Source organism: Phenylobacterium sp. (genome assembly GCF_030646615.1).
Classification (GTDB): domain Bacteria; phylum Pseudomonadota; class Alphaproteobacteria; order Caulobacterales; family Caulobacteraceae; genus Phenylobacterium.
Genome location: NZ_JAUSLG010000095.1, coordinates 18503 through 42781 on the forward strand (window position 1 = coordinate 18503; position 24279 = coordinate 42781).

Annotated in this window: 24 protein-coding genes and 1 tRNA gene; 10 read left to right on the forward strand and 15 right to left on the reverse strand. The window is 69.5% G+C overall.

Annotation, left to right across the window (positions count from 1 at the left end; all coding sequences use genetic code 11):
- Nucleotides 1-95 precede the first annotated feature (95 nt).
- The 7 genes from Q7S93_RS16855 to Q7S93_RS16885 all read right to left on the reverse strand — a co-directional run bounded on the left by Q7S93_RS16855 (nt 96) and on the right by Q7S93_RS16885 (nt 5433).
- A complete protein-coding gene (locus Q7S93_RS16855) occupies nt 96-488 on the reverse strand; it encodes a hypothetical protein (protein WP_304715397.1) in 393 nt (130 codons plus the stop codon).
- Between the two features lie 92 nt (nt 489-580).
- Nucleotides 581-1192, reverse strand: coding sequence for a phosphoribosylglycinamide formyltransferase (gene purN, locus Q7S93_RS16860; protein WP_304715399.1), 612 nt, complete (start codon nt 1190-1192; stop codon nt 581-583).
- On the reverse strand, nt 1189-2016 hold the full coding sequence (locus Q7S93_RS16865) for an MBL fold metallo-hydrolase (protein ID WP_304715400.1): 828 nt from the start codon (nt 2014-2016) through the stop codon (nt 1189-1191). The genes purN and Q7S93_RS16865 overlap by 4 nt, the downstream gene beginning before the upstream one ends.
- A complete protein-coding gene (locus tag Q7S93_RS16870; protein ID WP_304715403.1) occupies nt 2013-2789 on the reverse strand; it encodes a TatD family hydrolase in 777 nt (258 codons plus the stop codon). The genes Q7S93_RS16865 and Q7S93_RS16870 overlap by 4 nt, the downstream gene beginning before the upstream one ends.
- 17 nt (nt 2790-2806) lie before the next feature.
- A complete protein-coding gene (locus Q7S93_RS16875; protein ID WP_304715406.1) occupies nt 2807-3808 on the reverse strand; it encodes a DNA polymerase III subunit delta' in 1002 nt (333 codons plus the stop codon).
- Nucleotides 3801-4442 (reverse strand): dTMP kinase, encoded by a 642-nt coding sequence (gene tmk, locus Q7S93_RS16880; RefSeq protein ID WP_304715407.1) that lies wholly within the window; start codon nt 4440-4442, stop codon nt 3801-3803. Before tmk ends, Q7S93_RS16875 begins: the two co-directional genes overlap by 8 nt.
- A 46-nt stretch (nt 4443-4488) precedes the next feature.
- Nucleotides 4489-5433 carry a septal ring lytic transglycosylase RlpA family protein gene (locus Q7S93_RS16885; RefSeq protein WP_304715408.1) on the reverse strand — a complete coding sequence of 315 codons (945 nt, stop codon included), beginning with the start codon at nt 5431-5433 and terminating at the stop codon, nt 4489-4491.
- A gap of 160 nt (nt 5434-5593) precedes the next feature.
- On the opposite strand from Q7S93_RS16885, the gene Q7S93_RS16890 reads away from it, so the two are divergent.
- A tRNA-Ser gene (locus Q7S93_RS16890) sits at nt 5594-5683 on the forward strand.
- A gap of 87 nt (nt 5684-5770) precedes the next feature.
- Nucleotides 5771-6199 carry a VOC family protein gene (locus Q7S93_RS16895; RefSeq protein ID WP_304715409.1) on the forward strand — a complete coding sequence of 143 codons (429 nt, stop codon included), beginning with the start codon at nt 5771-5773 and terminating at the stop codon, nt 6197-6199.
- Between the two features lie 17 nt (nt 6200-6216).
- Here Q7S93_RS16895 and Q7S93_RS16900 read toward each other — a convergent pair whose 3' ends face one another.
- From Q7S93_RS16900 to Q7S93_RS16910, 3 genes are all read right to left on the reverse strand, one after another.
- Nucleotides 6217-6918 carry a glutathione S-transferase gene (locus Q7S93_RS16900; protein WP_304715411.1) on the reverse strand — a complete coding sequence of 234 codons (702 nt, stop codon included), beginning with the start codon at nt 6916-6918 and terminating at the stop codon, nt 6217-6219.
- 82 nt (nt 6919-7000) lie between these two features.
- Entirely contained in the window at nt 7001-7267 is a 267-nt protein-coding gene (locus tag Q7S93_RS16905) for a hypothetical protein (RefSeq protein WP_304715417.1), read from the reverse strand.
- 108 nt (nt 7268-7375) lie between these two features.
- On the reverse strand, nt 7376-7963 hold the full coding sequence (locus tag Q7S93_RS16910; RefSeq protein WP_304715419.1) for a hypothetical protein: 588 nt from the start codon (nt 7961-7963) through the stop codon (nt 7376-7378).
- A 129-nt stretch (nt 7964-8092) separates the two neighbouring features.
- On the opposite strand from Q7S93_RS16910, the gene Q7S93_RS16915 reads away from it, so the two are divergent.
- Nucleotides 8093-9532, forward strand: coding sequence for an IS1182 family transposase (locus Q7S93_RS16915; RefSeq protein WP_304715420.1), 1440 nt, complete (start codon nt 8093-8095; stop codon nt 9530-9532).
- Between the two features lie 220 nt (nt 9533-9752).
- Here Q7S93_RS16915 and Q7S93_RS16920 read toward each other — a convergent pair whose 3' ends face one another.
- Together Q7S93_RS16920 and ppc are read right to left on the reverse strand one after the other, a co-directional pair.
- Nucleotides 9753-10943 carry a hypothetical protein gene (locus Q7S93_RS16920; RefSeq protein WP_304715422.1) on the reverse strand — a complete coding sequence of 397 codons (1191 nt, stop codon included), beginning with the start codon at nt 10941-10943 and terminating at the stop codon, nt 9753-9755.
- Between the two features lie 119 nt (nt 10944-11062).
- Complete coding sequence (gene ppc / locus Q7S93_RS16925; protein ID WP_304715425.1) at nt 11063-13786, reverse strand: phosphoenolpyruvate carboxylase; 2724 nt, start codon at nt 13784-13786, stop codon at nt 11063-11065.
- A gap of 98 nt (nt 13787-13884) precedes the next feature.
- Between ppc and lptC the strand changes: the two genes are divergently transcribed.
- The 7 genes from lptC to spt all read left to right on the forward strand — a co-directional run bounded on the left by lptC (nt 13885) and on the right by spt (nt 21261).
- Nucleotides 13885-14490, forward strand: coding sequence for an LPS export ABC transporter periplasmic protein LptC (lptC, locus tag Q7S93_RS16930; protein ID WP_304715427.1), 606 nt, complete (start codon nt 13885-13887; stop codon nt 14488-14490).
- A gap of 47 nt (nt 14491-14537) precedes the next feature.
- A complete protein-coding gene (locus tag Q7S93_RS16935) occupies nt 14538-15689 on the forward strand; it encodes a glycerophosphotransferase (RefSeq protein ID WP_304715431.1) in 1152 nt (383 codons plus the stop codon).
- A complete protein-coding gene (locus tag Q7S93_RS16940; RefSeq protein WP_304715433.1) occupies nt 15686-17011 on the forward strand; it encodes a lipopolysaccharide biosynthesis protein in 1326 nt (441 codons plus the stop codon). Before Q7S93_RS16935 ends, Q7S93_RS16940 begins: the two co-directional genes overlap by 4 nt.
- A gap of 43 nt (nt 17012-17054) precedes the next feature.
- Nucleotides 17055-18764 carry a fatty acyl-AMP ligase gene (locus Q7S93_RS16945; protein WP_304715434.1) on the forward strand — a complete coding sequence of 570 codons (1710 nt, stop codon included), beginning with the start codon at nt 17055-17057 and terminating at the stop codon, nt 18762-18764.
- A 1-nt stretch (nt 18765) separates the two neighbouring features.
- The gene (locus Q7S93_RS16950) at nt 18766-19719 is read left to right on the forward strand and encodes an NAD-dependent epimerase/dehydratase family protein (protein WP_304715436.1); all 954 of its coding nucleotides are present in this window, start codon (nt 18766-18768) and stop codon (nt 19717-19719) included.
- Between the two features lie 70 nt (nt 19720-19789).
- On the forward strand, nt 19790-20041 hold the full coding sequence (locus Q7S93_RS16955) for an acyl carrier protein (protein WP_304715437.1): 252 nt from the start codon (nt 19790-19792) through the stop codon (nt 20039-20041).
- 2 nt (nt 20042-20043) lie between these two features.
- Nucleotides 20044-21261, forward strand: a complete 1218-nt coding sequence (spt, locus tag Q7S93_RS16960; RefSeq protein ID WP_304715438.1) for a serine palmitoyltransferase — start codon at nt 20044-20046, stop codon at nt 21259-21261.
- A 13-nt stretch (nt 21262-21274) separates the two neighbouring features.
- Here spt and Q7S93_RS16965 read toward each other — a convergent pair whose 3' ends face one another.
- Genes Q7S93_RS16965 through Q7S93_RS16975 form a run of 3 tightly spaced genes read right to left on the reverse strand, consistent with a single transcriptional unit; the run spans nt 21275 to nt 24230 of the window.
- A complete protein-coding gene (locus Q7S93_RS16965; RefSeq protein WP_304715439.1) occupies nt 21275-22210 on the reverse strand; it encodes a hypothetical protein in 936 nt (311 codons plus the stop codon).
- Entirely contained in the window at nt 22207-23106 is a 900-nt protein-coding gene (locus Q7S93_RS16970; protein ID WP_304715440.1) for a diacylglycerol/lipid kinase family protein, read from the reverse strand. Before Q7S93_RS16970 ends, Q7S93_RS16965 begins: the two co-directional genes overlap by 4 nt.
- 11 nt (nt 23107-23117) lie before the next feature.
- Nucleotides 23118-24230 (reverse strand): CDP-alcohol phosphatidyltransferase family protein, encoded by a 1113-nt coding sequence (locus tag Q7S93_RS16975; protein ID WP_304715442.1) that lies wholly within the window; start codon nt 24228-24230, stop codon nt 23118-23120.
- Nucleotides 24231-24279: the final 49 nt, after the last annotated feature.

Genomic DNA, 24279 nt, shown 5'->3' on the forward strand with positions numbered 1-24279 from the left:
ACCTCCCCAGATCGACGGAGAGGATTAAGACCCGCGTTATGCGGGCAGTAAAGCCCTAAGCTGCGCCATGGCTGAACCGCACGCTGAGGTAAGTTTCAGAAGAGGTCGAGATCGCCCTCATCTTCGTCGTGCGCGGTCGCCGGATGACCGGTCGCCGCCGTCTGAATCCGCCGCGCGACCTCTCCAAGTGTGAGACCCCGCAGGGCGGCCGACAGGTCCAGGGCGCCATCGGCCTGGGGTTGTGCGCCCAGATGATGGGCCAGGGCGCCCAGGGCCGCCAGGTGCTGGCTGAGCAGATCCACCGCGTGCAGCTCCTGCATCACCTTCATGCGTTCTTCGGGCGCGACAAGGTGGAGCAGGCCGCCCAGGGCCCCGTCCAGGCGCTGGCAGGCCTCGCCGGCATGACCGAGCTCTCCGGCCAGCACAGCCAGGGCCTGGGCGGGGCTCACCCAGCTACGCTCTTCATTCACGGCGGCCATTGCGGTCATGGATCTCTCCCCAGGGTCAGACCCAGGGTCGCCCAAATCCGCTTAAGGCGTGGTGAACGCGAGGCGGGCCAGGCCTGCGACCATCTGTCCGCCTAGGGTGCGGTCGGCAGGACGATCTCGCCGGCGACGATGGCCTTCAGAGTCTCAAGATAGAAGCTCGGCTCCAGGGCCGTGATGCGCAGGCCCAGGGTTTCGGCAGTGTCGCCGGGCTCTACGGGCACGCTCAGGCGAGCGATGGCCGGGCCATGGTCATAGTCGCCGTCGACCACATGGATCACCGCGCCGCTTTCAACCACCCCGGCGGCGATCACCGCCTCATGGACGCGGGCGCCGTACATCCCCGCCCCGCCGAACTGTGGCAGAGGGCCGGGATGGATGTTGAGGATACGGCCCGGAAAGGCCGCCAGCACCCTGGGTCCCAGCCGCCGCAGATAGCCCGACAGGATGACCAGATCGACACGGGCGTCGGTCAGCGCCTGGGCCAGCTGGTCGTCGGCCGCGTCGGGATCATCCCGGGTGGGGATGCAAAGGCTTGTCAGGCCGGCTGTGCGGGCGGCCTCCAGGGCTGGCGCCTGGCGGTTGTTGCTGACGGCGAGCACCCCCTGGGCGGCCAGTTCGCCGGCTGAGATGGCCGCGAGAATGGCGCGCATGCTGCTGCCGTTGCGAGATGCGAGAAAGGCAAGCCTAAGAGGCTGATCAGTCAAGAGACTATGGCGCCTATTTGATGTTGAAAACGAAGTCCGTCAAAGGCCGGCTCGACGCCCGGCGGCAGCCGCGAGGCCAGATCTTCGAAGTCCAGGTCGATGTGCAGATTGGTCAGGATGGCTCGGCGCGGCGCCAGGCGTTCGATCCACGACAGGGCCAGATCCACATGGGCATGGGTCGGGTGAGGCCGCCAGCGCAGGGCGTCGACGATCCAGACATCCAAGCCCTGCAGCGCTTCGAAAGACGCTTCGGGCAGGTCCACCAGGTCGCTGGAATAGGCCACGTCGCCGAACCGGTAGCCCAGTGAGCGCACTGCCCCATGGTCCTGGTCGAAGGTGGCCACGGGGATCGCGCCGCTGGGGCCATCGATCTCGAAATCCTGCCCGAGCGGCGGCAGCATCACCGGATCGCAGATGGCCGGATAGCCGCCTTCGGGCTCGAAGATATAGCCGAACCGCCTCGCCATGGTCTTCCAGGTGGCGGCGTCCATATGGCAGGGGATCCGCCCTCGCTGGCGGATAAAGAAGGCCCGCACATCGTCGATGCCGTGCACCTGGTCGGCATGGTCATGGGTCAGCAGCACGGCGTCCAGACGGGTCACGCCAGCGCCGGCCGTCTGCAGCCGCAGGTCGGGCGAGGTGTCCACCAGCACGGTGGTCATGGGCGCCTCGGCCGCGGCCCCCACCCGCCGCACCAGCATCGAACAGCGGGAGCGGGCGTTGCGGGGATCTGTGGGGTTGCAGGCGCCCCAGTCGCCATCGGCCCGCGGCACGCCGCCGGACGAGCCGCTGCCCAGGATGGTGAACTCCAGAGTCCCGCTCACGGACGGGGGATCCTGTCGAACAGGGCGAAGAAGGCGTCCTCGGTGCGGGCCTCCGCCTCGACCAGGCTCCAGCCGCGGATCTCCGCCAGCTTGGCAAGCACGTGGGGCAGATAGGCCGGCTCGTTGCGCCGCCCGCGCTGGGGAACCGGCGCCAGATAGGGACAGTCGGTCTCGACGATGATGCGCTCAGCCGGCATGTCGGCGATCACGTCCCGGACGTCCTGGGCGGCCTTGAAGGTGGCGATGCCTGACACCGAGAACCAGGCGCCGAGCGCTGCGGCCCGCCGGGCCAGGTCCGCGCCGCTGGTGTAGCAGTGCATCAGCATGCGGAAGGGGCCGGCGGCGTATTCCTCTTCCAGGATCGCGGCCATGACCTCGTCGGCCTCGCGGGTATGGACCACCAGGGGCAGGCCGGTCTCGCGGGCCGCCGCCACATGGGCGCGGAACACCCGCGCCTGGATGTCCCGGGGGCTGAGGTCGTAGTGGAAGTCGAGGCCCGTCTCGCCGATCCCGACCACCTTGGGGTCGGCCGCCAAGTCGATCAGGGTCTGGGCCGAGAGGTCGGGGTCTTCCTTGGCCTCATGGGGATGGGTGCCGACGGTGCACCAGATGTCGGGCGCCTCGGCCACGGCGCGCACGGCGGCGAAGCCCGAGACCTTGTCGCTGATATTGACCATCAGGGCGACGCCAGCGGCCCGGGCGCGTTCGATCACGTCCGCCCGGTCCTCATCGAACTGGGGGGCGTGCAGATTGACGTGGCTGTCGATGAGCATGGATCAGCGGCGATCGGTCAGGCGCGGGCGGCGATCCGCAGCTCGCGAAGCACCGAGAACAGGGCGTCGGCGCGATCGAGGTTCAGGCCCTCGACCTCGCGCGGGAGGACGGTCAGCCTCTCCCATGCCTGCGCCCAGGGATCAAGGCCGCCCTGGCCCGAACGCGCCCGCTCCCGCACCAGGGTGTGGATGCGCTCGCCCAGGCGATCGAGGAACAGGGTGAAGTTGGCCGCCCCCTCCCCGCCCCGGAACCGGTCGGTGAGCGCGAGCGCCGCGGCCTCGTCCAGGTCCGGCAGGCGGCCCAGGATCTCGCGGGCCGCATCGTCCAGGGCGATGGCGGGTCCGGCGGCGAGCGTCAGCGCCCGGCCCGGCGCCTCGCCGGACATCCGCGCCAACCGCAGGGCCTCTTCCGGATTGGCGCTGGTATGATCGCGCACGAAGGCGGCCGTCGCCTCAAGGCCGAGCGGTCGGAACAGCAGCCGCCGGCACCGAGACCGGATGGTGGGCAGCAGCCTTCCCGGCGAATGGGAGACGATGAAGATCACGCCGCGCGGCGGCGGCTCCTCCAGGGTCTTCAGCACCGCGTTGGCGGCGTTGACGTTCAGGTCGTCGGCCGGATCGATGATCGCCACCCGATGGGGGGCTGAGGCCGGCGACTTGGAGAAGAAGTCCGAGAGCTTGCGCGCCTCGTCCACGGGGATCGACTTGCGCAGCTTGCCGTCCTCGCCCATCCGCTCGATGACCAGCAGGTCGGGATGGGAGCGGGCCGACACCTGGCGGGCGATGGGATGGTCGGGGTCGACCCCCAGCACGCCGTGGCCCTTGGCCGGCGGCGCGCCCAGCAGGCGGCGGGCGGCGCGATAGGCGAAGGTCGCCTTGCCCACGCCTTCCGGGCCGGTCAGCAGCCAGGCGTGGTGCAGTCGGCCTCGGGCGCGGGCGTCCTCGAAGGCGGCTTCCGACGCCTCATGGCCGGTCAGGTCGAAGACGTCCCGGGGATGGGGCGGGGCGGCGTCAGCCACGGACCGATCCCCCCAGGCGTTCTTCCAGGGCCAGCCAGATCGACAGGCTGACGGCGTCCAGGCTCTGGGTGGCGTCGATGACGCAGCAGCGCTCCGGCTCGGCCGCGGCGATGTCCAGGAAGGCCTGACGCAGGCGGCTGTGGAAGGCCTCGCCCTTGGACTCAAACCGCGTCTCGGCGCCGGCGCGGCTGGCGGCCCGGGCCAGGCCCGTCTCCGGCGGCAGGTCGAGGATCAGGGTCAGGTCGGGCTGAACCCCGTCCAGCACATGGGTTTCCAGGGCGGCGATGAGGGCCGGGTCGGTCCCGCCGGCGGCGCCCTGATAGGCGCGGGTGGAATCGGCGAATCGGTCGCACAGCACCCAGGCGCCGCGGGCCAGGGCCGGGCCGATCACCCGCTCCACATGGTCGCGGCGGGCGGCGTACATCAGCAGGGTCTCGGTCATGGCCGACCAGCGATCGGCCTCGCCCCGCACCAGCAGGTCGCGGATGGCCTCGGCGCCCGGCGAGCCGCCGGGTTCGCGGGTGGCCACCACCTCGTGGCCGGCGCCGGACAGGCGCTCGGTCAGGCGGCGCAGCTGGGTGGACTTGCCGCCCCCCTCCCCGCCTTCGAATGTGATGAAACGGCCCTGGCTCACGGGCTCCAAATTGGCCGTTTCGCCGCGTAAGTCCAGGGCCGCCCGTTCAGTAGGGGTGGATGACCCGGGCGTCGGTGAAGCCGGCGCGGGCCGCCTGGTCGCGGATCGCCCAGGCCTGGCCCTCGTCGGGGCCGGCCTCCAGGATCACCCGGTAGAAGCCGCCGCCGGTGGGCTCCACCACGGTCTGGCCGGCATGGGCCAGCAGGCCCGCGGCGCGGTCAGCGTTGGCCCGGTCGCCGAAGGCCGCGGCCTGCACCCGGTAATTGGCGAGCGTCGGCGTGGGCTCAGGCGCGGAATAGACCGGCGCAGAATAGACCGGCTCTGGCGCGATGGGCGGCAGGACCGCCGCAGGGGGCGGCGAGTTCTGGGCCAGCTGCGTATAGGGGATGGGCGCGCGCGGCAGGGCGGGCGCGGGCTCGGCCTGGGCGGTGCGCACCCCCAGATCGCCGCCGCCGCCCAGGGGCGCGCGGCCGACGTAGCGGACCCGCACCTTGGCCAGGCCCTTGGACTCAAACCCCAGCTCGCGGGCTGCGGCGCGGGACAGGTCGATGATCCGGTCGCCGACGAAGGGGCCGCGGTCATTGACCCGCACCGTCACCTTGCGGCCGTTCTCCAGATTGGTGACCTCCACCAGGCTCGGCAGCGGCAGGGTGGTGTGGGCCGCGGTCATGGCGTTCATGTCGAAGGTCTCGCCATTGGCCGTGGCCTTGGCGTGGAACTGCGAGCCGTACCAGGAGGCTGTGCCCACCTTGTTGTAGCCGGGATCTTCCCGGGGCACGTACCAGATCCCGCCCACCTGATAGGGCTTGCCGACCTTGTAGGTCCCTCCGGCGCCGGTGGGCGCGCGGCCGCCTTGCGAGGCGCCGGCCTCGGGAAAGCGGCTGGCGAGCTTCGGCTTGGGCGCCGCGCAGGCCGTGAGCGCCAGGGCGCCTAGGCTGACCGCCACCAGGCCCCGCATGGCGCGGGGGTCCATACCTCGGACCAGACCCATCTTCGCCTCCTTTGCACGGGCGCCTTGGCCAACGTGCTTACCGGAGTGTGAAGGCCGGGCCTTGAGACGAGGTTAAGCCGGCGCCGACGGCGCGTCTGCGCCATGGGTACGCATCAGGCATTGGAAGCCCGCGGCGACGCCTGCTATAGGCCGCCCCTCCGGACGGGTGGCCGAGTGGTTTAAGGCAGCGGTCTTGAAAACCGCCGTGGGTGAAAGCTCACCGTGGGTTCGAATCCCACCCCGTCCGCCAAACACCGACTGCAGTCCACGGGTGCGATGTTGCGCCGCTCACAGCACAATCAGGTCTGCCCGTCCCTTATTTGACGGAATAGAGAACATGGAAGCCAACCGACTGCACCGTGGGCGCTTGATCGATCATATCCAGCTTGTGGTGCGCGACCTGGACGCGAGCGAACGCTTCTACAAGGCCGTCATGTCGGTGTTGGAGATCCCGGTTCTCAGCACCGACAAGGGCTACTTCCTGGCCGATGAGCTGATTGTATCTTCCGCAGAAAGCCCCACAGCCGCGGGCGAATTGACGGGGCGACATCACCTGGCTTTCCAGGCGAAAGATCGCGCAACGGTCGACGCCTTCTATAGCGCGGCCTTGGCCCACGGCGGGCGCGACAACGGCGCGCCGGGCGTGCGGGCCTACCATCCAGGTTACTACGCCGCCTTCGTCCTTGATCCCGATGGGAACAATATCGAGGCCGTGTACCAGGGCGAGGCCAAGCGCAGCACGCCGTCCGTCACGATCGAGTTTTAGCCCAGCCGGCCGCCCGCCTAGTCGCCGAGCACCTTGCGGAGCGAGGCCTCGATCTGGCCGCCGCACCAGGCCTCGCCATAGTCGGCCTTGGCCTGCCGGGCCAAGGCGGCGAGCGGCGGCAGGTCGGCGACCCGGCGCGACAGGGCCGCCGTCATCGGGGCGGCGTCGCGCAGAATGGCGTTCAGGGCGGGAAAGCGGTCGGCCATGGTGGTCCACAGGGTGGCGGTGACCACATCGGCCACGCCCGGCGCCTCGCCACCCAGCAGGAAGCCCGAGGTCTCCGTCAGGCCATGGCGTCGCCCGGTCTCCTCCCAGAACGACATCCATTTGCGCAGGCGAGGCTCGAACGCCGCCCAGCGCTCCTTGGTCCACATCTGGCGGCCGCCATCCAGGGTCAGCTCATCGATGACGTCATTGGCGTCGTGGACCACCTTCATCGTCATGGCCCGGGCCGCAGGCGTCTCGGGCAGCAGGTCCAGGGTCTCCCCCAGATAGAGGAGGATGGCCGGCATCTGGGCGATGGCCACATCCGCCGCCCCATCCACCAGCACCGGCGGCCCCATGAAGGGCACAGGCATGTCGGCCACGGCTGCGCCCATCAGCTCGGAAATCTCATCCGCGCCGGCCTCGGTCCAGTCTTGGCCTGCGAAGGCCAGCACGGCGCGCACGAACTGGCCGCGGAACGGCACGGGCCAGTAGTAGAGTTTGTAGTCGGACATCCTCGCGCTCCCTCTGACGGCGACGCGCCTTCAACGCAGGGCCCGCAGGGGGCGTTCACCGGAAAGGCCCGCAACGTGGGCGCTACCCGCCCGCCGCCCTATGGATCTGCGCCAGCAACCGCTCGGCCACATGGATCGGCCGCGCCCGCCCCAGAGGCCCGCTGAGCGCCCCCCGTTCGCAACGCACATGGACAGTGTCGCCGACCACCCGATAGCGCCCCGTCAGGACCACGTCGCCCAGCTGACAGCTGAACGCCTGCTCGTCCTCTGACCGCCCCCGAAACTTGACGAACGCCAGACACAGCCCGGCGGCGAGCACCCCCAGAGCCGCAAGATCATCGATGCTCATGCTCTGTCCCCCAACGCCGAGATGGTGCCGCAGGTGGAGCCGTTTGGCGAGCGGGGTTTGGGGGGCTCGGATGTCGGGAAAGGGCTGAGGCTGTGTAAAAACGCGGGTTCAGGCGTCGGGCTCGAGCACATACCGCCAGTCTTCGGAACGAGCCTGACGCAACCCGTCCATCTGCATGAATTTCGCGACCGCCTCCTCCGCGAGAGCGGGCGTGGTCGGGCTGGGCTGTAGGTTCTCTTTCACAACGATGACGCCTGCGAATTGCAGTCGGCAGAAGAAAGAAACGGGAATTGTCCTCTGCCCTTTCTCCGTTCTGATCTGCGCTGACGCCGTAACGGCCGCCTCGAACGAGGGTCCGCGGCACCCGCCCAACCGAAGATGTTGTAGTGTCGCGGGGTGATGCTCGCCCACAAGGTATAGGGGCGGTTCGACCATATCGGGCAGCAGGACCTTACCGAGGTCCATGCCATCCAATTCCCGCCAGGTCCGCACCGGCCACGTGAGCCACTCCGCCCCGAAGGAGCAGTCCCACTCCTCGCCTTCGATAGTGACCGGCTCGAGTTCGACGGTCATGTTCCAGAAAAGGTTCCGAGGAACGCCTGTGCGCGGGTTCTCGAAAACATGGGCGTAGATTTCGCCGCTGACCGGCTGAAGAGACAGCGGCAGGACCTTGGGCCCGAAAAGACTACGGAACATGCGCCCCCGCTGCCGACGTGTTTCTTGACTTTAGACGACACGTCCGCGCAGCGGCAATGCCAACGGAAGGGGCTGCGCCAAAGCACAAAGCACCTCACACTCACGGTGTTGCCACGTTGGAGGCGCTGGATGAGCCGCTTCGTCGAGGGTGAGGATCGCCGGCAGCCCGCACTGCTGCCGAGCTGTCTCGAGGACTACGTCAGCGAAGACAATCCGGCGCGGGTGATCGACGTCTTTGTCGACGAGCTCGACCTCGGCGGCCTGGGCTTCGTGGTAGCGCCAGCGGCGACGGGGCGGCCTGCATACCACCCGGCGACGCTGCTGAAGCTCTACATCTACGGGTACCTGAACCGCGTGCAGTCCAGCCGCCGGCTGGAGCGCGAGGCGCAGCGCAACGTCGAGCTGATGTGGCTGACGGGAAAGCTCGCGCCGGACCACAAGACCATCGCCAACTTCCGGAAGGACAACGGTCCGGCGATCCAGGCGGCCAGCGCCCACTTCATCGTGCTGTGCCGCGAGATCGGGCTCTTCACCCAGGCGGTGGCGGCGGTCGACGGCAGCAAATTCAAGGCGGTGAACACCCGTGACAAGAACTTCACCGCCACGAAGCTGAAGAAGCGGATGGAACAGGTGGCCGAGCACATCGCCGGCTACCTGGCTGACCTCGACACCGCCGACCGGCAGGAGGGCGAGGCCGCCGAGGCGCGGGCGGGGAAGCTGAAGGACAAGATCGAAACCCTGCGTGCGCAGATGCAGGCGCTGAAGGCGATGGAGGCCCAGGTGGCGGCGTCGCCGGACGGCCAGGTCTCGCTGACCGATCCGGACGCGCGGTCCATGGCGACCAGCGGCCGGGGCAGCGGGATCGTCGGCTACAACGTCCAGTCCGTCGTCGAGGCCGAGCACCACCTGATCGTCGCCCACGACGTGGTCATGACTGGCAGCGACCGCCAGCAGCTCACCGCTATGAGCGAGAAGGCCAAGGCCGCCATGGGCGTGGACGGCCTGGAGATGCTGGCCGACCGCGGCTACTTCTCGGGCGAGGAGATCGTCGCCTGCGAAGCCCTCGGCGTGATGCCCTATGTGCCGAAGCCGCTGACCTCAGGGGCCAAGGCTGACGGCCGCTTCGGCAAGCAGGACTTTACCTACCTCGCCGACCAGGACGTCTATCGCTGCCCGGCCGGCCGGCATCTGCCGTATCACATGACCACCGTGCAGCGGGGCATGACCCTGCACTCCTACTGGGATCTCGCGAGCTGCCGCGCCTGCGCGCTCAAGCCCCAATGCACGCCCGCCCTCAACCGGCGGATCAACCGCTGGGAGCACGAGGCGGTGATCGACGCCATGCAGCGGCGGATGGACCTCGCGCCGCAGAGCCCGATGAAGCTCCGGCGTCGGATCGTCGAACACCCCTTCGGGACGATCAAAGCCTGGATGGGCCACACCCACTTCCTGATGAAGCGCCTGAACAACGTGAAGACCGAGATCAGCCTCCACATCCTGGCCTACAACCTGAAGCGCGTGATGCAGATCATCGGGACCGGGCCGCTCATCGCCGCCATCCGAGCCTGACGGGGGCGCCGCGTCTCGCGCCGCGCTGGGGCCGCGAGACTATGCTGGCCCTGAGTTTTTACACGGCCTCGGCTGAAAGCAGACACTGGCCCCGTGAGGGCGAAACCTTTGTCAGCCTTCGAGTCCTGGCGGATCGTCTCGCCAAATCTGATCAACGATGAGCTTGGGTTCGGGCGGGGCCGTCCAAAATGACGAGGGTCGCCACTGCTGCGATGTCAGCTCAGCTTGTGGGGCGGTTATTCGGCCGTCGTACTGGCAAAGTATGTTCTTGTCCGGCCGCCACGAAGTTGCGTCGCGTCCGTTCGTCGTTTTCCAGGGTGAACTCGACGCATGTATCGATAGCGCGCTGCAGGGCTGTTTCCGCATCCGGCTCCAGAAACGCAAAGCCTATCAGTGTGCTCATACCGCACAGCGAGCCTTTGATTTCTAGCCAAAGTCCGTCGTCCCTCAGCGTGACCATGGTCGGCAGCATGGCGGAGGCCGCATAGGCTTTAATCGCATCCAGTTCCGGCTCGGTCGGCGGCTCGGTGCGGTGACCGCCCTGGTTAACGAAGACGCCCCCTCCGATCTCAGTGGCGGCCTGTTCGAGCTGCGCCTGAAAGGCGGACAGCATCTCGCCAGCGGCAGCCCCCGGCGGCGGTTCGAACCGCCACGCACGAGGCGTGTCTTCCGTTAGGGGAGAGTAAACATAGCCTACCCCAGCGTTGGGGACGACGGCGCCCATCACCCCGACGCCGTAGTCACGGGGGCCATGCACATTGTAGCGCCATTCCGTCATTCCAGACTGCCGGTCGGCTACTTGCTTGGGGGTAAGGCCGGTTCGAAGATCAATCTCGTCCCAGGCAAAAACGCCAGAGTGGGGAAGATAGCAGTGACCGATCGGAGATGCCTGGAGAAGGATGCCAAACCCACCAACGGTGTCACCGACGGGGATGCTCTCGAACAGCTTTTGCGTCGCGCCACGGAACGCGACTTCTTCATGGGTGCGGTCCGACAGGGGTATCCTCGGAATCTGTAGCGCGAAGGAGTCGATGCGCGCTTCCAACGCTCGATTACCGATAGCAGTCCGCTCCAGATTCGAAGAAACGCGGCCTTCCCATATCCGGTCGAGCGACGGGGCGGCCATGTGGGAAATCAGAATGAACTCAGTGTCGCGGCCAGTGGCGGCCAATAGAGAGGCTCGTACGTCGTCGACTTCACCGCCAGCGTCTAGAATACCCTTTGCAGCTCGCGCTGCCTGCAGGCCAACCTCGGACCACCCAGCATAAGCCATCGACACGCGATTATTTAGAATGATTGCCTTCAGCTGACCGGGAATGACATCTGACTTGCCGGTCTGCTGATCGGTGATCATGGTGTCTGCTGCCATGATGATCCGGTCACCAAATCGACGGGCGATGACAAACGTCATGAAGTCCTCCTGAAGGCACGGGCCAGGGATAACGGGCGATTTCGCTGGCTGGGAGCCAGGGAGTCAAAGGTCCGTTCCAGGCCGGAAGCCAACGTCAGCAATTGGCGCACAACCTCCCCCTACCCCGTATTCCGCAGCCCCGCCGCGATCCCATTGATGGTCAGATGAATGCCGTCGTGGACGGCTTCGGTGTCTTCGCCGCGGCGCAGGCGGCTGAGGAGTTCGATCTGCAGGTGGTTCAGGGGGTCGATATAGGGCAGGCGTGAGCGGATGGTGGCGGCGAGGTCGGGGTTGTGGTCCAGCAGGGCCGACTGGCCGGTGATGGCCAGGACCGCCTCCGTCGTGCGGTCCCACTCGGCGCGGATGTCGCCGAAGACGCTGTCGGCCAGGGCGCGGTCCTCCATCAGGCCTGAGTAGCGGGCGGCGATGGCCATGTCGCCCTTGACCAGCACCATCTCCATATTGGCCGTCATCGAGGAGAAGAAGGGCCAGCTCTCCTGCAGCTCGCGCAGCTGGGCGATGGAGACGCCGGACTTGGCCACCGCCGAGCCGAAGCCGTACCAGCCTGGCAGCATGGCCCGCGACTGGGCCCAGGAAAACACCCACGGAATGGCCCGCAGGCCCTCGATGGTGCGCTTGGCCTGGCGGGAGGTCGGGCGGCTGCCGATGTTCAGGTCGGCGATCTCGCTGATCGGGGTGGCGGCGAAGAAGTAGTCGACGAAGCCCGGCCGCTCGTAAACCAGCGCGCGATAGGCGGCCATGGCTTCGCGGGCCATGGCGTCCATGGCCTGGCCGTGGGGGGCGGCCTGTTCGGAGGGCGCGGGCCTGCGCAGGGAGGCCAGGATGGTGCCGGCGGCCAGGGTCTCCAGGCTCTGGCGGGCGATCTCGGGGTCGGCGTACTTGTTGGCCACCACCTCGCCCTGCTCGGTCACCCTGATGCGGCCGCCGAGGGTGCCCGGCGGCTGGGCCAGCAGGGCCTCGAAGCTGGAGCCCCCGCCCCGGCCCACCGCCCCGCCGCGGCCGTGGAACAGCTGCAGCCGCACCCCGGCCTCGCGGGCCACTTCGGCGAGCGCGATGGAGGCCTGGTTCAGCTCCCAGGTGGAGGTGAGATAGCTGCCGTCCTTGTTGGAGTCCGAATAGCCGATCATCACCTCCTGTACGCCCACCGGCGCCACCAGCTCGGCGATCAGGGGCAGGCCAAGGTAGCGGCGCATGATGTCCGGCGCGGCGCGCAGGTCGGCGATGGTCTCGAACAGGGGCTCGGCGAAGACCTGGGTGTGGGCCGGCCCGTCGCCCGCCGCCGCCGGCGTATAGAGCCCCACCTCCTTGAGCAGCACATAGACCTCCAGCAGGTCGGACACCGACTGGGTGTTGGAGACGATGTGGGCGCGGATGGCGTCGCGGCCATAGCGGCGCTTCAGGTCGGCCGCGGCGGTCAGGATGTCGTATTCGCGCCTGGCCTCCTCGCTGTAGTCGGCGAAGGGGGTGTGCAGCAGCCGGCCATGGGCGAGCTCCGCCAGCAGCAGGTCGCAGCGGGCGTCCTCGTCCAGGGCCTCATAGTCGGGGCAGACGCCGGCCCCCTTCAGCAGTTCGGCCACCACCCGGGCATGGACCGCGGAGTTCTGGCGCAGGTCCAGGCGGGCCAGGTGGAAGCCGAAGATCTCCACCCCGCGGATCAGGTCCGGCAGCGCGCCTTGCGCAAAGGCCTCGCCATAGCTGGCGATCAGGGCGTCCTGCACCGCCTGGAGGTCGGCCTTCAGCTCGTCGGGGCCGTCATAGGGGGCGGCGGGGCCGGCGGCGGGCCTCGCCGGCGCCTCCCCGGTCAGCAGCGGATAGGTGGCCGCCAGCCTTGCATAGATGCCGGTCAGCGCCCGGCGATAGGGCTCGTCGGCCCGCTGGGCTGAGTCGTCCGGCGAGGCCTCGGCCAGGGTCAGCAGGGCCGGCGGGATGGAATCGGGCTCGCCGCTGATGGAGAGCTCGGCGCCGAGCGCATGGATCTGGTCGAGATAGAGCCTAAGGGCCGCGCGGGACTGCCGCGCCATGGCCCGGCGCATCACCGCCTGGGTGACATTGGGATTGCCGTCCCGATCGCCGCCGACCCAGGAGCCGACCCGCAGGAAGGAGGGCAGCCGCTCCGGATGGCCCAGGACATCGAGCCAGTGCTCATAGAGCCTGGGCAGTTCAGTGAGGAAGCTGCGCTCGAAATAGGAGACCGAGGTCTCGATCTCGTCCTCCACCCCCAGCTTGACCCGCCGCAGCAGCCGGGTGCGCCAGAGGATCGACACCTGCCGCAGCAGGTCGCGGTCGAGGATCGGCCGGCCCGGTGCGCTTTTCTCCGTGTCGTCCCCCGTGTCGTCCATGGCGTCGAGGATGTTGGCGATGGCTGCCTGCCGGTCGAGCACGCTCTTGCGGCGCACCTCGCTGGGATGGGCGGTGATCACCGGGGCCACCAGGGCGCCGGCCAAGAGCTCCATCACCTCGTCCACCCCCACGCCCTCGGCCTGGAGGGTGCGCAGGGCGCCGGCCAGGGTGTCGGGACGCGCGTCTCCGTCCCGGCCCCGGCGGCGTTGGATCTGGTCCTCGGCGATATTGGTGATCAGCAGGAAGCAGGCGAAGGAGTGGGCGAAGCGCACCGTCTCGGCGGGGCTGAGCCTGGCCAGCCGCTCGTCCATCAGCCGGCCGGCCTCGGCGGCGCCCTCCCGGTGGAAGGCGACCGAGGCCTGGCGGATGTCCTCGATCTGCCGGAACACCGCCTCCCCGTCCTGGGTGCGGATGGCGTCGCCGAGGACGCGCCCCAGCAGGCGGACATTGGTGCGAAGCTTGGTCGGCAGGGACTGAGTCATGGGGGAGAGGCAAAACCCCCACTGGCCGGAAGTCAAACGGCGTAAGGCATGTTAACCCCGCCCCAGCGCCCATTTGCGGGCGAGGAGCGAGCACGGCCATGGCGATGGGCGCCGCAAAGCTGATGACCGATGCCGACCGCCGGGCCCACCGGCTGGCGCAGGTCCGACGCCTGCGCCGCATCCTGCCGATCGCCGCCATCGCCCTGCTGCTGATCTGCCTGTTGCAGGTGGTGGTCGGCGGGATCTCCCGTTCGGCGCCGGAGGCGGGCGAGGCCGAGGCCGCCAGGATGCTGAGCCCGCGGTTCTCCGGCCGCGCGCCGGACGGTCGCCGCTTCGCCATCACCGGCGAGAGCGGCATACGCAACGAGGCGGACCTGAACCAGATCCAGATCGCCGCCCCGGTCCTCACCCTGCAGGACGGCGAGCGGACCCAGAGGATGACCGCCCTGGCCGGGGTCTATGACGAGGCGGCCCACACCCTGCGTCTGACCGGCGAGGTGAAGATCGACACCGGCGCCCGGACCCAGCTGTCGGCCCAGGAGGCGGTGATCGACACCCGCACCGGCGCCATCAGCGGCCAGAAGGGTCTGCGGGTCCAGGCCGGCCCGCGGCAGGTGGAGGCCGAGTCCTTTTCCACCGACGAGGACGGCGACCGCATCATCCTCAAGGGCGGGGTTCGCGGGCGCCTGGAGGCGCCGCAATGAGCCGGCCCCACGGCCAGGCGGGCCGGACCAGGCCAAGGGCCTAGGCGATGGTTGCCTGCGAACCGCCCACCAAGGTCTGCTTCCTCTATATCGCCCAGACCCACCAGATCCTGCACAGCCTGCCCATCGCCGTGGCCCTGGCGCGCGGCTGGCCGCAGTTCGAGGCGCACCTGGCGGCCACCTCCCAGGCGCAGTTGGACTATATCGAAGACGCCTTGGCCAGGCTCGGCGGCGCGCCGGTCAAGACCGTGCTTCTCGGGCCGGCCTGGCTGCGGAAGATCCGGCTGAGGGGCGCCACGACGCCGCCCAAGGCCGCCATGCTGGTCGCCAATCTCGGCCGCTTCGCCGGCTATGGCGCGGTGGTGACGCCCGAGCGGACCACCGCCCTGATCCGTCGCCTGGGCGTGACCGGTCCCAAGCTCGTCTACACCCAGCACGGCGCCGGCGACCGCGGCGGCCCGTTCGAGCCGCGCCTGCGCCTGTTCGACCTGGTCATGGCCGCCGGCCCCAAGCAGCGCGACCGGATGGTGCAAGGCGGCCTGGTGCGGCCCGAGGCCTGCGCCATGGTCGGCTATCCCAAGTTCGACATGGTCGAGGCCCTGACGCCCCAGCCGCTCAAGCCCTTCGCCGATGACCGGCCGGTGGTGGTCTACAATCCCCATTTCGACCCGCGGCTCAGCTCCTGGCCCCGCTTCGGCCGGCGGGTGCTGGAGCAGTTCGCCGCCAATGACCGCTACAACCTGATCTTCGCCCCCCATATCCGTCTGTTCGACGAGGCCCCGGCCGCCGAGCGCGAGGCGGTCGCCCCCTTCGCCGGCCATCCGGGCATCCACATCGACCTGGGCGGGCCGGCCGCCATCGACATGACCTACACCCGCTGCGCCGACCTCTATCTGGGCGACGTCTCCAGCCAGATCTACGAGTTCCTGCGCGCGCCCCGACCGGCGTTGTTCCTGAACGCTCACGGCGTCGATTGGCGGGGCGACGAAAACTATCTGCACTGGACCTACGGCCCCGTCCTCGACAGCCCCGAAGGCCTGATCGATCAGGTCGACGAGGCCTTCGCCAGCCACGGCGCCTATCTGGTGCAGCAGCAGGCGGGCTTCGCCGCCAGCTTCGACATCCAGTCCCGCCCCTCGTCCGAGCGGGCCGCCGAGGCCATCGCCCGCCTGCTGGATCCGGGGCTGGCGGCGACATGATCGCTGAGCCGCCCCGGGACGGCGTTCTGCGCCGGGTCCTCGCCAATACCGGGGTCCTGCTGGGCGGGCGGGCGGTCAACGCCGTGCTCAGCCTCGGCTATATGGCCCTGGCGGCCCGGTCCCTGGGGATCGGCGCCTTCGGCGTCCTGGTCCTGATCAACACCTTCGCCCAGTTCGTCAGCGACGTGGCCAAGTTCCAGGCCTGGCAGACCATCCTGCATTTCGGCGCCGCCCCCCTGGCCGAGGGTCGCCGCGAGGATTTCCAGCAGGTGGTCCGGTTCGGGTTGGTGCTCGACCTGATCAGCGTCGCCTTCGGGGTCTGCGTCGGGGCGGCGGGCGCCTGGCTGTTCGGGCCCGCCCTCGGCCTGCCGGAAGCGGCCCGGGGGGAAGCGGCGGTCTACGCGCTCAGCGTCGCCGTCCTGGCGCCCACCGCCCAGGTGGGCCTGCTCCGCCTGTTCGATCGCTTCGGCCTGCTCGCCGCCCAAGGCGCCATCAGCTCGGCCGTCCGCCTGGCCGGCGGCGCCCTTGGCATGGCGATCGACGCGCCGCTGGTCTTCTTCCTGGCGACCTGGGCGCTGGGCTCCCTGGCGGCCTTCGCCTATGTGGCGGCGGCGGCCGCTCTGGAGATGCGCCGTCGCGGCCTGTGGACCGGGTTTTCCTGGACCGGCCCCCTCACCGCCGGTCTGCCCAAGGCCTGGCGATTCGCCTGGGCCACCAACGCCTCGAGCAGCGTCGACGTGGCCTTCACCCACGTGGCCACCCTGAGCGTAGGCGCCCTGGCCGGGGCGGCCGACGCCGGCCTCTGGCGCGTCGCCCGGCAGATCGCCGACGCCCTGGCCAAGCCCGCCCGCCTGCTGATCCCGGCCCTCTATCCCGAGCTCGCCAAGCTGCACGCCTCGGGCCGAGCCGGCGCCATGGGACAATTGGCCCTTCGGGTCGGACTTCTGGGCGGCGCAGCCGCGACCCTGCTGTTGCTCGTGGCGGTCTTCGCTGGCGAAGCCCTGCTGGCCCTGGTGCTGGGCGCCGAGTTCGCCGCCGCCCGATCCACCATGATCTGGCAGTTGGGCGCAGCGGTTATCGGAGTCTGGGCCCTGCCGCTGGAGCCGATGCTGGTGTCCCTGGGCCGGCCGGGCGTGGTGGTCTGGGTGCGCCTGACCGCCGCCGTGGCCTTTCTCGCCGTCCTGCCGTTTGCGATTGGGACCTATGGTCTGCCCGGCGCCGGCGCGGCCCTGGTGGGCGCGACCCTGGCCATGGCGGCGGGCATGCTGGTGCGCCTGCGGCAGATTGCAGGCAGTCGCCGTTCCGACATAAAATTTCTATAAGAAATTCTTGCCGACCCCACGGAACCGGGCCAAAGCCAGGGCGATGATCACCCCGACTTCGCCCGGGCGCTCCCTCCGCCGCGCCGATTTTCCCAGCCTGATCGAGGCGTTGGACTACGCCGCCCAGGGCGAGACCGGTCTGAATTTCCACGGCCTGCGCGGGGAGCTGGTGGAAGCCCTACCCTATGGCGACCTTCGCGCCGCAGCGCGCGACCTGGCCGGCCGGCTCCTGGCTACCGGCTTGGCGCCCGGCGACCGGGTGGGCCTGATCGCCGAGACCGATGGCGACTTCGCCCGCGCCTTCTTCGCCTGCCAGTATGCCGGCCTGGTCCCGGCGCCCCTGCCCCTGCCTGCGCCCCTTGGCGGGCGGGCCAACTATATCGAGCAGATGGCGAGGATGCTGGACGCCGCGGCCGCGGACGCCCTGCTCGGACCGCCGGCCATGGCCGCCTGGGTGAGCGACATCGCCGCGGTTCAGCCTCTGAGATTCGCCGGCGCGCTCGCCGATCTGCCGGAGCCCCGCGGCCAAACCCTGCCCGAGATCGGGCCGGACAGTCCCTGCTATCTCCAGTTCTCTTCCGGCAGCACGCGCTTCCCCACCGGCGTCCTGGTCACCCATCGGGCGCTGATGGCCAACGCCCTGGCGATCACCCGGGACGGGCTTCAGGTGCAGGCTGAGGACCGGGCGTTTTCCTGGCTGCCGCTCTATCACGACATGGGCCTGGTCGGCTTCCTGCTGAGCCCGCTCACCGCCCAGATGTCGGCGGATCTGATGCCCACCGGCGCCTTCGTCCGTCGCCCGCTGCTCTGGCTCGATCTGATGGGCAGGAACGGCTCGACCATCTCCTACAGCCCCACCTTCGGCTATGAGCTCTGTGCGCGGCGGGCTGAGAACGCCAGCCTCGAGGCCTATGACCTGTCGCGCTGGCGGATCGCCGGCCTGGGCGGCGACATGGTTCGCACCAAACCCCTGTGGGATTTCGCCGCGCGCTTCTCGGCGGCGGGCTTTGACCCCCGGGCCTTTGTGGCCAGCTATGGCATGGCCGAGGCGACGCTGGCCCTGACCATGGCGCCCCTGGGCAAGGGGCTGGTGACCGAGCGGCTGGATGTGGACCGGCTGGAACGGGAAGGTGTGGCGGTCTCGGGGGCGCCTGCGGCCCGGGCGCGGGCGTTCGCCCGCTGCGGGCCGCCCCTGCCCGGCTACGAACTCCAGGTCCGCGGCGAGCGGGGCGAGGTCCTGCCGGAGCGTCGGGCGGGACGGGTCTTCGCCCGCGGGCCCAGCCTCATGAGCGGCTACTTCCAGGACCCCGAATCCACCGCGCGCGCCCTGGCGGCCGATGGTTGGCTCGACACCGGCGATGTCGGCTATCTGTCGGAGGGCGAGATCGTCCTGACCGGCCGCAGCAAGGACCTGATCATCCTCAACGGCCGCAACATCTGGCCGCAGGACCTGGAATGGACCGCCGAAGCCGAGATCGCCGGCCTGCGCAGCGGCGATGTCGCCGCCTTCTCCGTCCCCGCCGACGGCGAAGAGGCGGTGATCGTCCTGGTCCAGACCCGCAGCAGCGACGGCGAAGCGCGCCAGAAGCTGGCCGTGGAGATCACCGATCTGCTCAGGCGCCGGCACGGCGTTGAGGCGCAGGTGAATCTCGTGGGGGGCCACGCCCTGCCGCAGACCTCGTCAGGCAAGCTCAGTCGTTCCCGGGCCAAGGCTGAGTATCTCGCCGGCCTCGCCGAAGCCGAGCCCGCCTAGGGTGTCGCGGGGCCTCATCACCGTCACCGGCGCGACGGGATTTCTCGGCCGCCACCTCATCCCAGCGCTGGCCGCGGAAGGCTGGCGCATCAGGGTGCTGGCGCGCCGCGATGTGACCCATCCGCTGTGGCGCGCCCTGGAGATCGAGGTCGTTCCCGGCGACCTTGGCGACGACCGGGCCCTCCAACGGGCCTGCGCGGGCGCCGATGTGATCGTTCATGGGGCCGGCCTGATCAAGGCGCGCAGCCGGGAGGCGTTCTTCGCCGTCAATGCGCAGGGCGCCCGCCGGGTGGCCGAGCGCGCGCAGGGCGCCCTGCTGCTGATCTCCAGCCTGGCCGCGCGGGAGCCGGGGCTGTCGGACTACGCCGCCAGCAAGCGGGCCGGTGAGATGGCGGCGCAGGAGGTGCTGGGCGACCGCCTGACCATCGTGCGCCCGCCCGCCCTCTACGGCCCAGGGGACCTCGAGACCCTGCCCCTCTTCCGGATGGCGGCGGGAAGCCCGATCCTGCCGGTTCTCGACCCCAGGGCCCGGATGGCCATGATGCATGTCGAGGACGCCGCGCGGCAGATCGCCGCCCTTGCGAGGACGGCGTGCGGCCGGGTCGTCACCCTGTCCGACCAGCGCCCCGAAGGCTATGGCTGGCGCGAGGTGTTCCAGACGGCGGCCGACGCCTTTGGCCGACGGCCCAGGTATCAGCGCATTCCCAACGGCGCCCTGACACTGGCCGCGGGGCTTGGCGCCCTGGGCGCCCGCCGATCGCCGGCCATGCTGACCTTCGGCAAGCTGCGGGAGATCACGCACCTGGACTGGTCGGTGACGCCCGACGAGCAGATGGCTGACCTTCCCCAGGCCCATTTCAACCTCGCCGACGGGTTCTTACATACGGCTCAGGCCTATGGCGCCGCTGGGGTCAGGTTTCGAAAGCCCCCATTACAGCAGGCGATCAGATGCTGACGCCGGTGTCGTACTGCGCCAAAGATGCGGCGTTAACGGACGATCGTTCTAGGGGGGCGAGTCGGTCTCTATGCAACTTGTGAAAGATCCCACCGTGCTTGAGGTGGGCAAGGCGGCTGAGGCGGTGCTGGAGCGAGAGGTCGTCGTGACGGCGGCGTCGGATATTTCGCGCGATCTCGCCGTGGATTCCCTCGCCCTCATGAACATCGTGATGGAGCTCGAGGACCGCTTCGATATCTCCATCCCCATCGACCGCCTGAGCGAAGTTCAAACCGTCGGCGACCTCGCGGCGCTTATCGACAACATCCGGAACAAGGTTTGAGCATGGCTCTGCTCGATAGGCATGCGGCGTCGAGAGACGCCTACAAGGCGCTTCGTGATACGGCGGCCGATCCGTTCGGGGTCCGTTTCGACGCGGTGGTCTCGCCCACCGAGGGGATCGTGGACGGCCGCCCCACCATCCTCTTGGGAACCAACAACTATCTCGGCCTGACCTTCGATGAGGCCTGCGTCGAGGAGTCCGTTCGTGCGGTGCGCGAACGCGGCACCGGCACGACAGGCTCGCGCATCGCCAACGGCAGCTATGAGGGCCATGTGGCTTTGGAGCGCGCCCTGGAAGGCTTTTACGGCCGCAAGCACGCCATGGTGTTCACCACGGGCTATCAGGCCAATCTGGGCGTGCTCTCGACCCTGGTCGGCCGCGGCGACCACCTGCTTCTGGACGCCGACAGCCACGCCAGCATCTATGACGGCGCGCGCCTGGGCCATGCCGAGGTCACCCGCTTCCGGCACAACGACCCCGAAGACCTCTATAAGCGCCTGCGCCGCCTCCAGGACACGCCCGGAGAGAAGCTCATCGTCGTGGAGGGCATCTATTCCATGGTCGGCGATGTGGCGCCCCTGAGGGAGATCGCGGCGGTGAAGCGCGAGATGGGCGCCTATCTGCTGGTGGACGAGGCCCATTCCATGGGCGTCCTGGGGGCGACCGGTCGCGGGCTGGCCGAAGAGGCCGGGGTGGAGGCCGATGTGGACGTGATCGTCGGCACCTTCTCCAAGAGCCTGGGTTCGGTCGGCGGCTTCTGCGTCTCCGACATGGCGGACTTCGATGTCATGCGCATCGTCTGCCGCCCCTACATGTTCACCGCCTCCCTGCCGCCGGCGGTGATCGCCTCGACCCTGGAGGCTTTGCGCCGTGTCCAGGCGGCGCCGGACCTGCGCCACAAGCTGCACGCCAACGCCCAGCACCTCTATGACGGGCTCACGGCGCTGGGGCTGGCGACGGGCCCGACCTGCAGCCCGATCGTCGCGGTGACCATGCCCGACCAGGAGGTCGCCGCGGCCATGTGGAACCTGTTGCTGCAGAACGGGGTCTATCTCAATCTCGCCCTGCCCCCGGCGACGCCCGACAACCGCCCCCTACTCCGTTCAAGCGTCAGCGCGGCCCACAGCATCGAACAGCTGGATCAGGTCATCGCCGTGATGGCCAAGGTGGCCCGCGAGCTGGGCGTGCTGGACGGCGAACCCAAGCGGGCCGTCGGCTAGAGCCTGACGCACCCTAGCCGCCCCCTGCGGCCTGCGCCCGGCGGGCCTTCCACAGGCGCCAGAACACGCCGGGCGAGGCCAGGATAGGGTGCCTTTCCCGCCACGGCGTCAGCGGCACCCGCAGTCCGGTGTGGCGCTCGATCTTCCAGGCGGCGTAACGGGCGGCGCCCTCGAAGGTGAAGGCCGCCTTGGCGAGACGCGCCAGATTGAGGGGCTTTCCGAGGGTGCGCCGGAGTCGCCAGGCCGCCAGGAGTCGCCCTCTTTCATGCCCGCCCAGCACGAGCCGCACCGTCCCTTGGGCCGTGGCCTCGATCGTCAGGCCCTGCGCCCGCCAGGCGGCGAGCAAAAGCCGCTCATAGCGGTCTGGATCGGCGCCCAGGATGTCATTCTCCCGCCCGCGCGCCTCGACGCGGAACTCCGCCGCATAGGTCTGGCGGAACAGCGCGCGCCAATAGTCGAGCGCCTCGCCCTCCTGCGGACCCAGGGCGGCGGCGAACCGGGTGGCCGTGCCGGCGGCCGTGGCGACAGCCCGAGCGATGTCGGCGGCGGCGTCCGCCCCCGAAGACCAGACCAGGGCCGAAGGCTGGACGAAGCGCGTCCAGATGGTCGTATCGATCCGCCGTCCCGTCACCGCGGAGCGGAATTGAGCCAGGGTCATGGTCGCCACCTTGGCGCGCAGGATGCGTCCGTCGATGACCAGCTCGTGATAGCTCACATCGGGCCAGAGGACGCGGCCCGCCAGGCCCCGCCAGCCGGGGCGCGGCCCATGGGTCAGGACATAGAAGTCCATCACTCCGTCGAGATCGCCCGTGCGCAGCACCGATCCGTAGAACAGCACGCCGGCTGCGCCCTCAAAGCGGCTTGCCAGCGCCCGGCCCATGGCCAGACCGGGCGACGGGGCGGCGCGGGTGAGGTCCTGGGCGACCAGGGTCTGGAGGGCGTCCATCATGGCGCGAGGAATCGCACGGGGGGGCCCAACGCGATCGTGATCTCGCCGCCCGGGAAGACCTCGCCGTCAACCACCACGGGCTGGGGGCTGGAGACGAACAGACCCTCGGCCAGGGTCCGCCGATAGCCATGGCGCCGAAGCCAGGTCTCGGCGCGCCCTAGCAACACCGCCGGCAAGGCCAGGGCCAGCCGCCTGGGGGGGGCCGAGACCTCAAGCACCTTCATCCCCTCCCGTGGGGGACCGAAGGGGCGAAGGCCAAGGGGCAGGCGCTTGAGCGAGGTGGCCAGCACCACGAAACGGGCGGCGACCGTCGCCTCGCCCCCATCGATGGCGAGGCCCGCGCGCACGCCCTGGCGCCAGCCGTCGCCGTCGCGGCCGAACAGCGCGCCGAAGGCCGCGCCGATGACCGTCAAGGCCACGGCCAGGCTGTGGAACGCCCCCATCCGGTGGACCGCGTGCGACATCTGGGTGGCGCGGACAAAGGCGCCCAGGCCGAAGATGAACCCCGACAGGTCGGCCTGCTCGCCGCCCGCCCAGGTCAGCGTCAGGGGGCGCCGGGTCTTCAGGCTCATTGGCTCGCGGGCGGCCCGCTGCAGGGCGGCGTCCAGGGTCCAGCCGGGCCGGACGCCCAGGTCGAGGGCCAGGACATTGGTCTTTCCCGAGGGCAGGACCGCCAGGATGGGCGCGGCGCCGGCGAAGGCGGTCGGCAGGGCGCTCAGGACCTCGCGCAGGGTGCCGTCACCCCCGTCCACCACCACCAGCTCGACCCCGGCCTGGGCGAACCGACGCAGCTCGCTGGCCAGGGCCGCAGGCGTGTCCGGCTCGCCCCAGAGAACCCCATCCGGCGGCGCCCCCGCCTCGCCGCGATTGGCGTGGCTCCGCGGATTGCGGATCACTCCGACCCTCGTCAATTCGAGAGCCACGAGGTGACCTGGCCCCTGGGGGCCAGCAGCCCCTGGACCATCTGGACGAGGTGGACGCCGAGCGACAGGGCCGTCCAGATGGCCACCAGGATCAGACCGATATCGGGTCGACCCAGAAGGGCCGCGGGCGTCAGCAGCAGGAGGTTCGGATTGCGCCGCGCGGTGATCAGCCGGAAGAAGCTGTCGAAGGGTCGCCAGGCGTGCATCTCCACCTTGAACGCGGCGAGGAAGGCGCCCTCCAGCATGCGCTGAACGATATAGCCGACGAAGATCACGGTCAGGACCAGGGTCGGCGCGCCCACCGGCTGGCTGCTGGCCTGCACCCCCACCAGCCAGGCCCACCACCAGAAGGGCGGATGGATCAGGTCGATGCTGTGATCGAAGACATTGCCCCACCGGGATGAGGTCAGCGTCACCCGGGCGAGTTTGCCGTCCACCGTGTCGAGGAAGGTCATCCCCCAGGCGGCCGCCAGGCCCCAGCCGAAATGGCCGGTCCAGAACAGGCCGAAGGCCAGCAGCACGAGCAGGAAGCTGGTGAAGGTGACCTGATTGGGGGTGATCCCGGCCAGGGCGCACCAGCGGGTGACGACCCGGGCCGGCGCCGGCCAGACATATTTGGTCACCAGGTCGGTGACGCCCTTGTACGACCCCTGGAACAGGCGCCGTTCCACGGCGCGCACGTCGCCGGGGGTCAGGCGGCGCAGGATCGGCGGCTCGCGCTTGCGCAGTTCGCTATTATAGGCCGAGCCCAGGTCCTGGGCGGTCATCGCGCGATGGGTGCTGGCGACACCGCTCAGGGGCGCCCCCTGCGCCAGCCGCTCGGCGGCCACGCCCTGGGCGTGGATGGCGGTCGGTGTTCCGTCCTCGTCCACCAGGACCACGCCCGGATGCTGAGCCAGGGCCCGGATGAGGGACTCGTCGAACACATAGCGGGCGTCCGCCGCCACCAGGCCGCCGACGGTAGCCGCCCCTTCGTCCAGGCCAAGACGCCGGAAGGTCCGATGCAGCCGTTCGGCCGCGCTCATGCCCCAGATGCGGGCTTCGCCGTCACCGATCACCCGCGCCGTCGGCCGGGCCTGTTCGTCAGTATTCGTCAATTCCACCAACCGCCTTGCGCCTGTAAGGACGTGATAGCGAGCTTCGCCC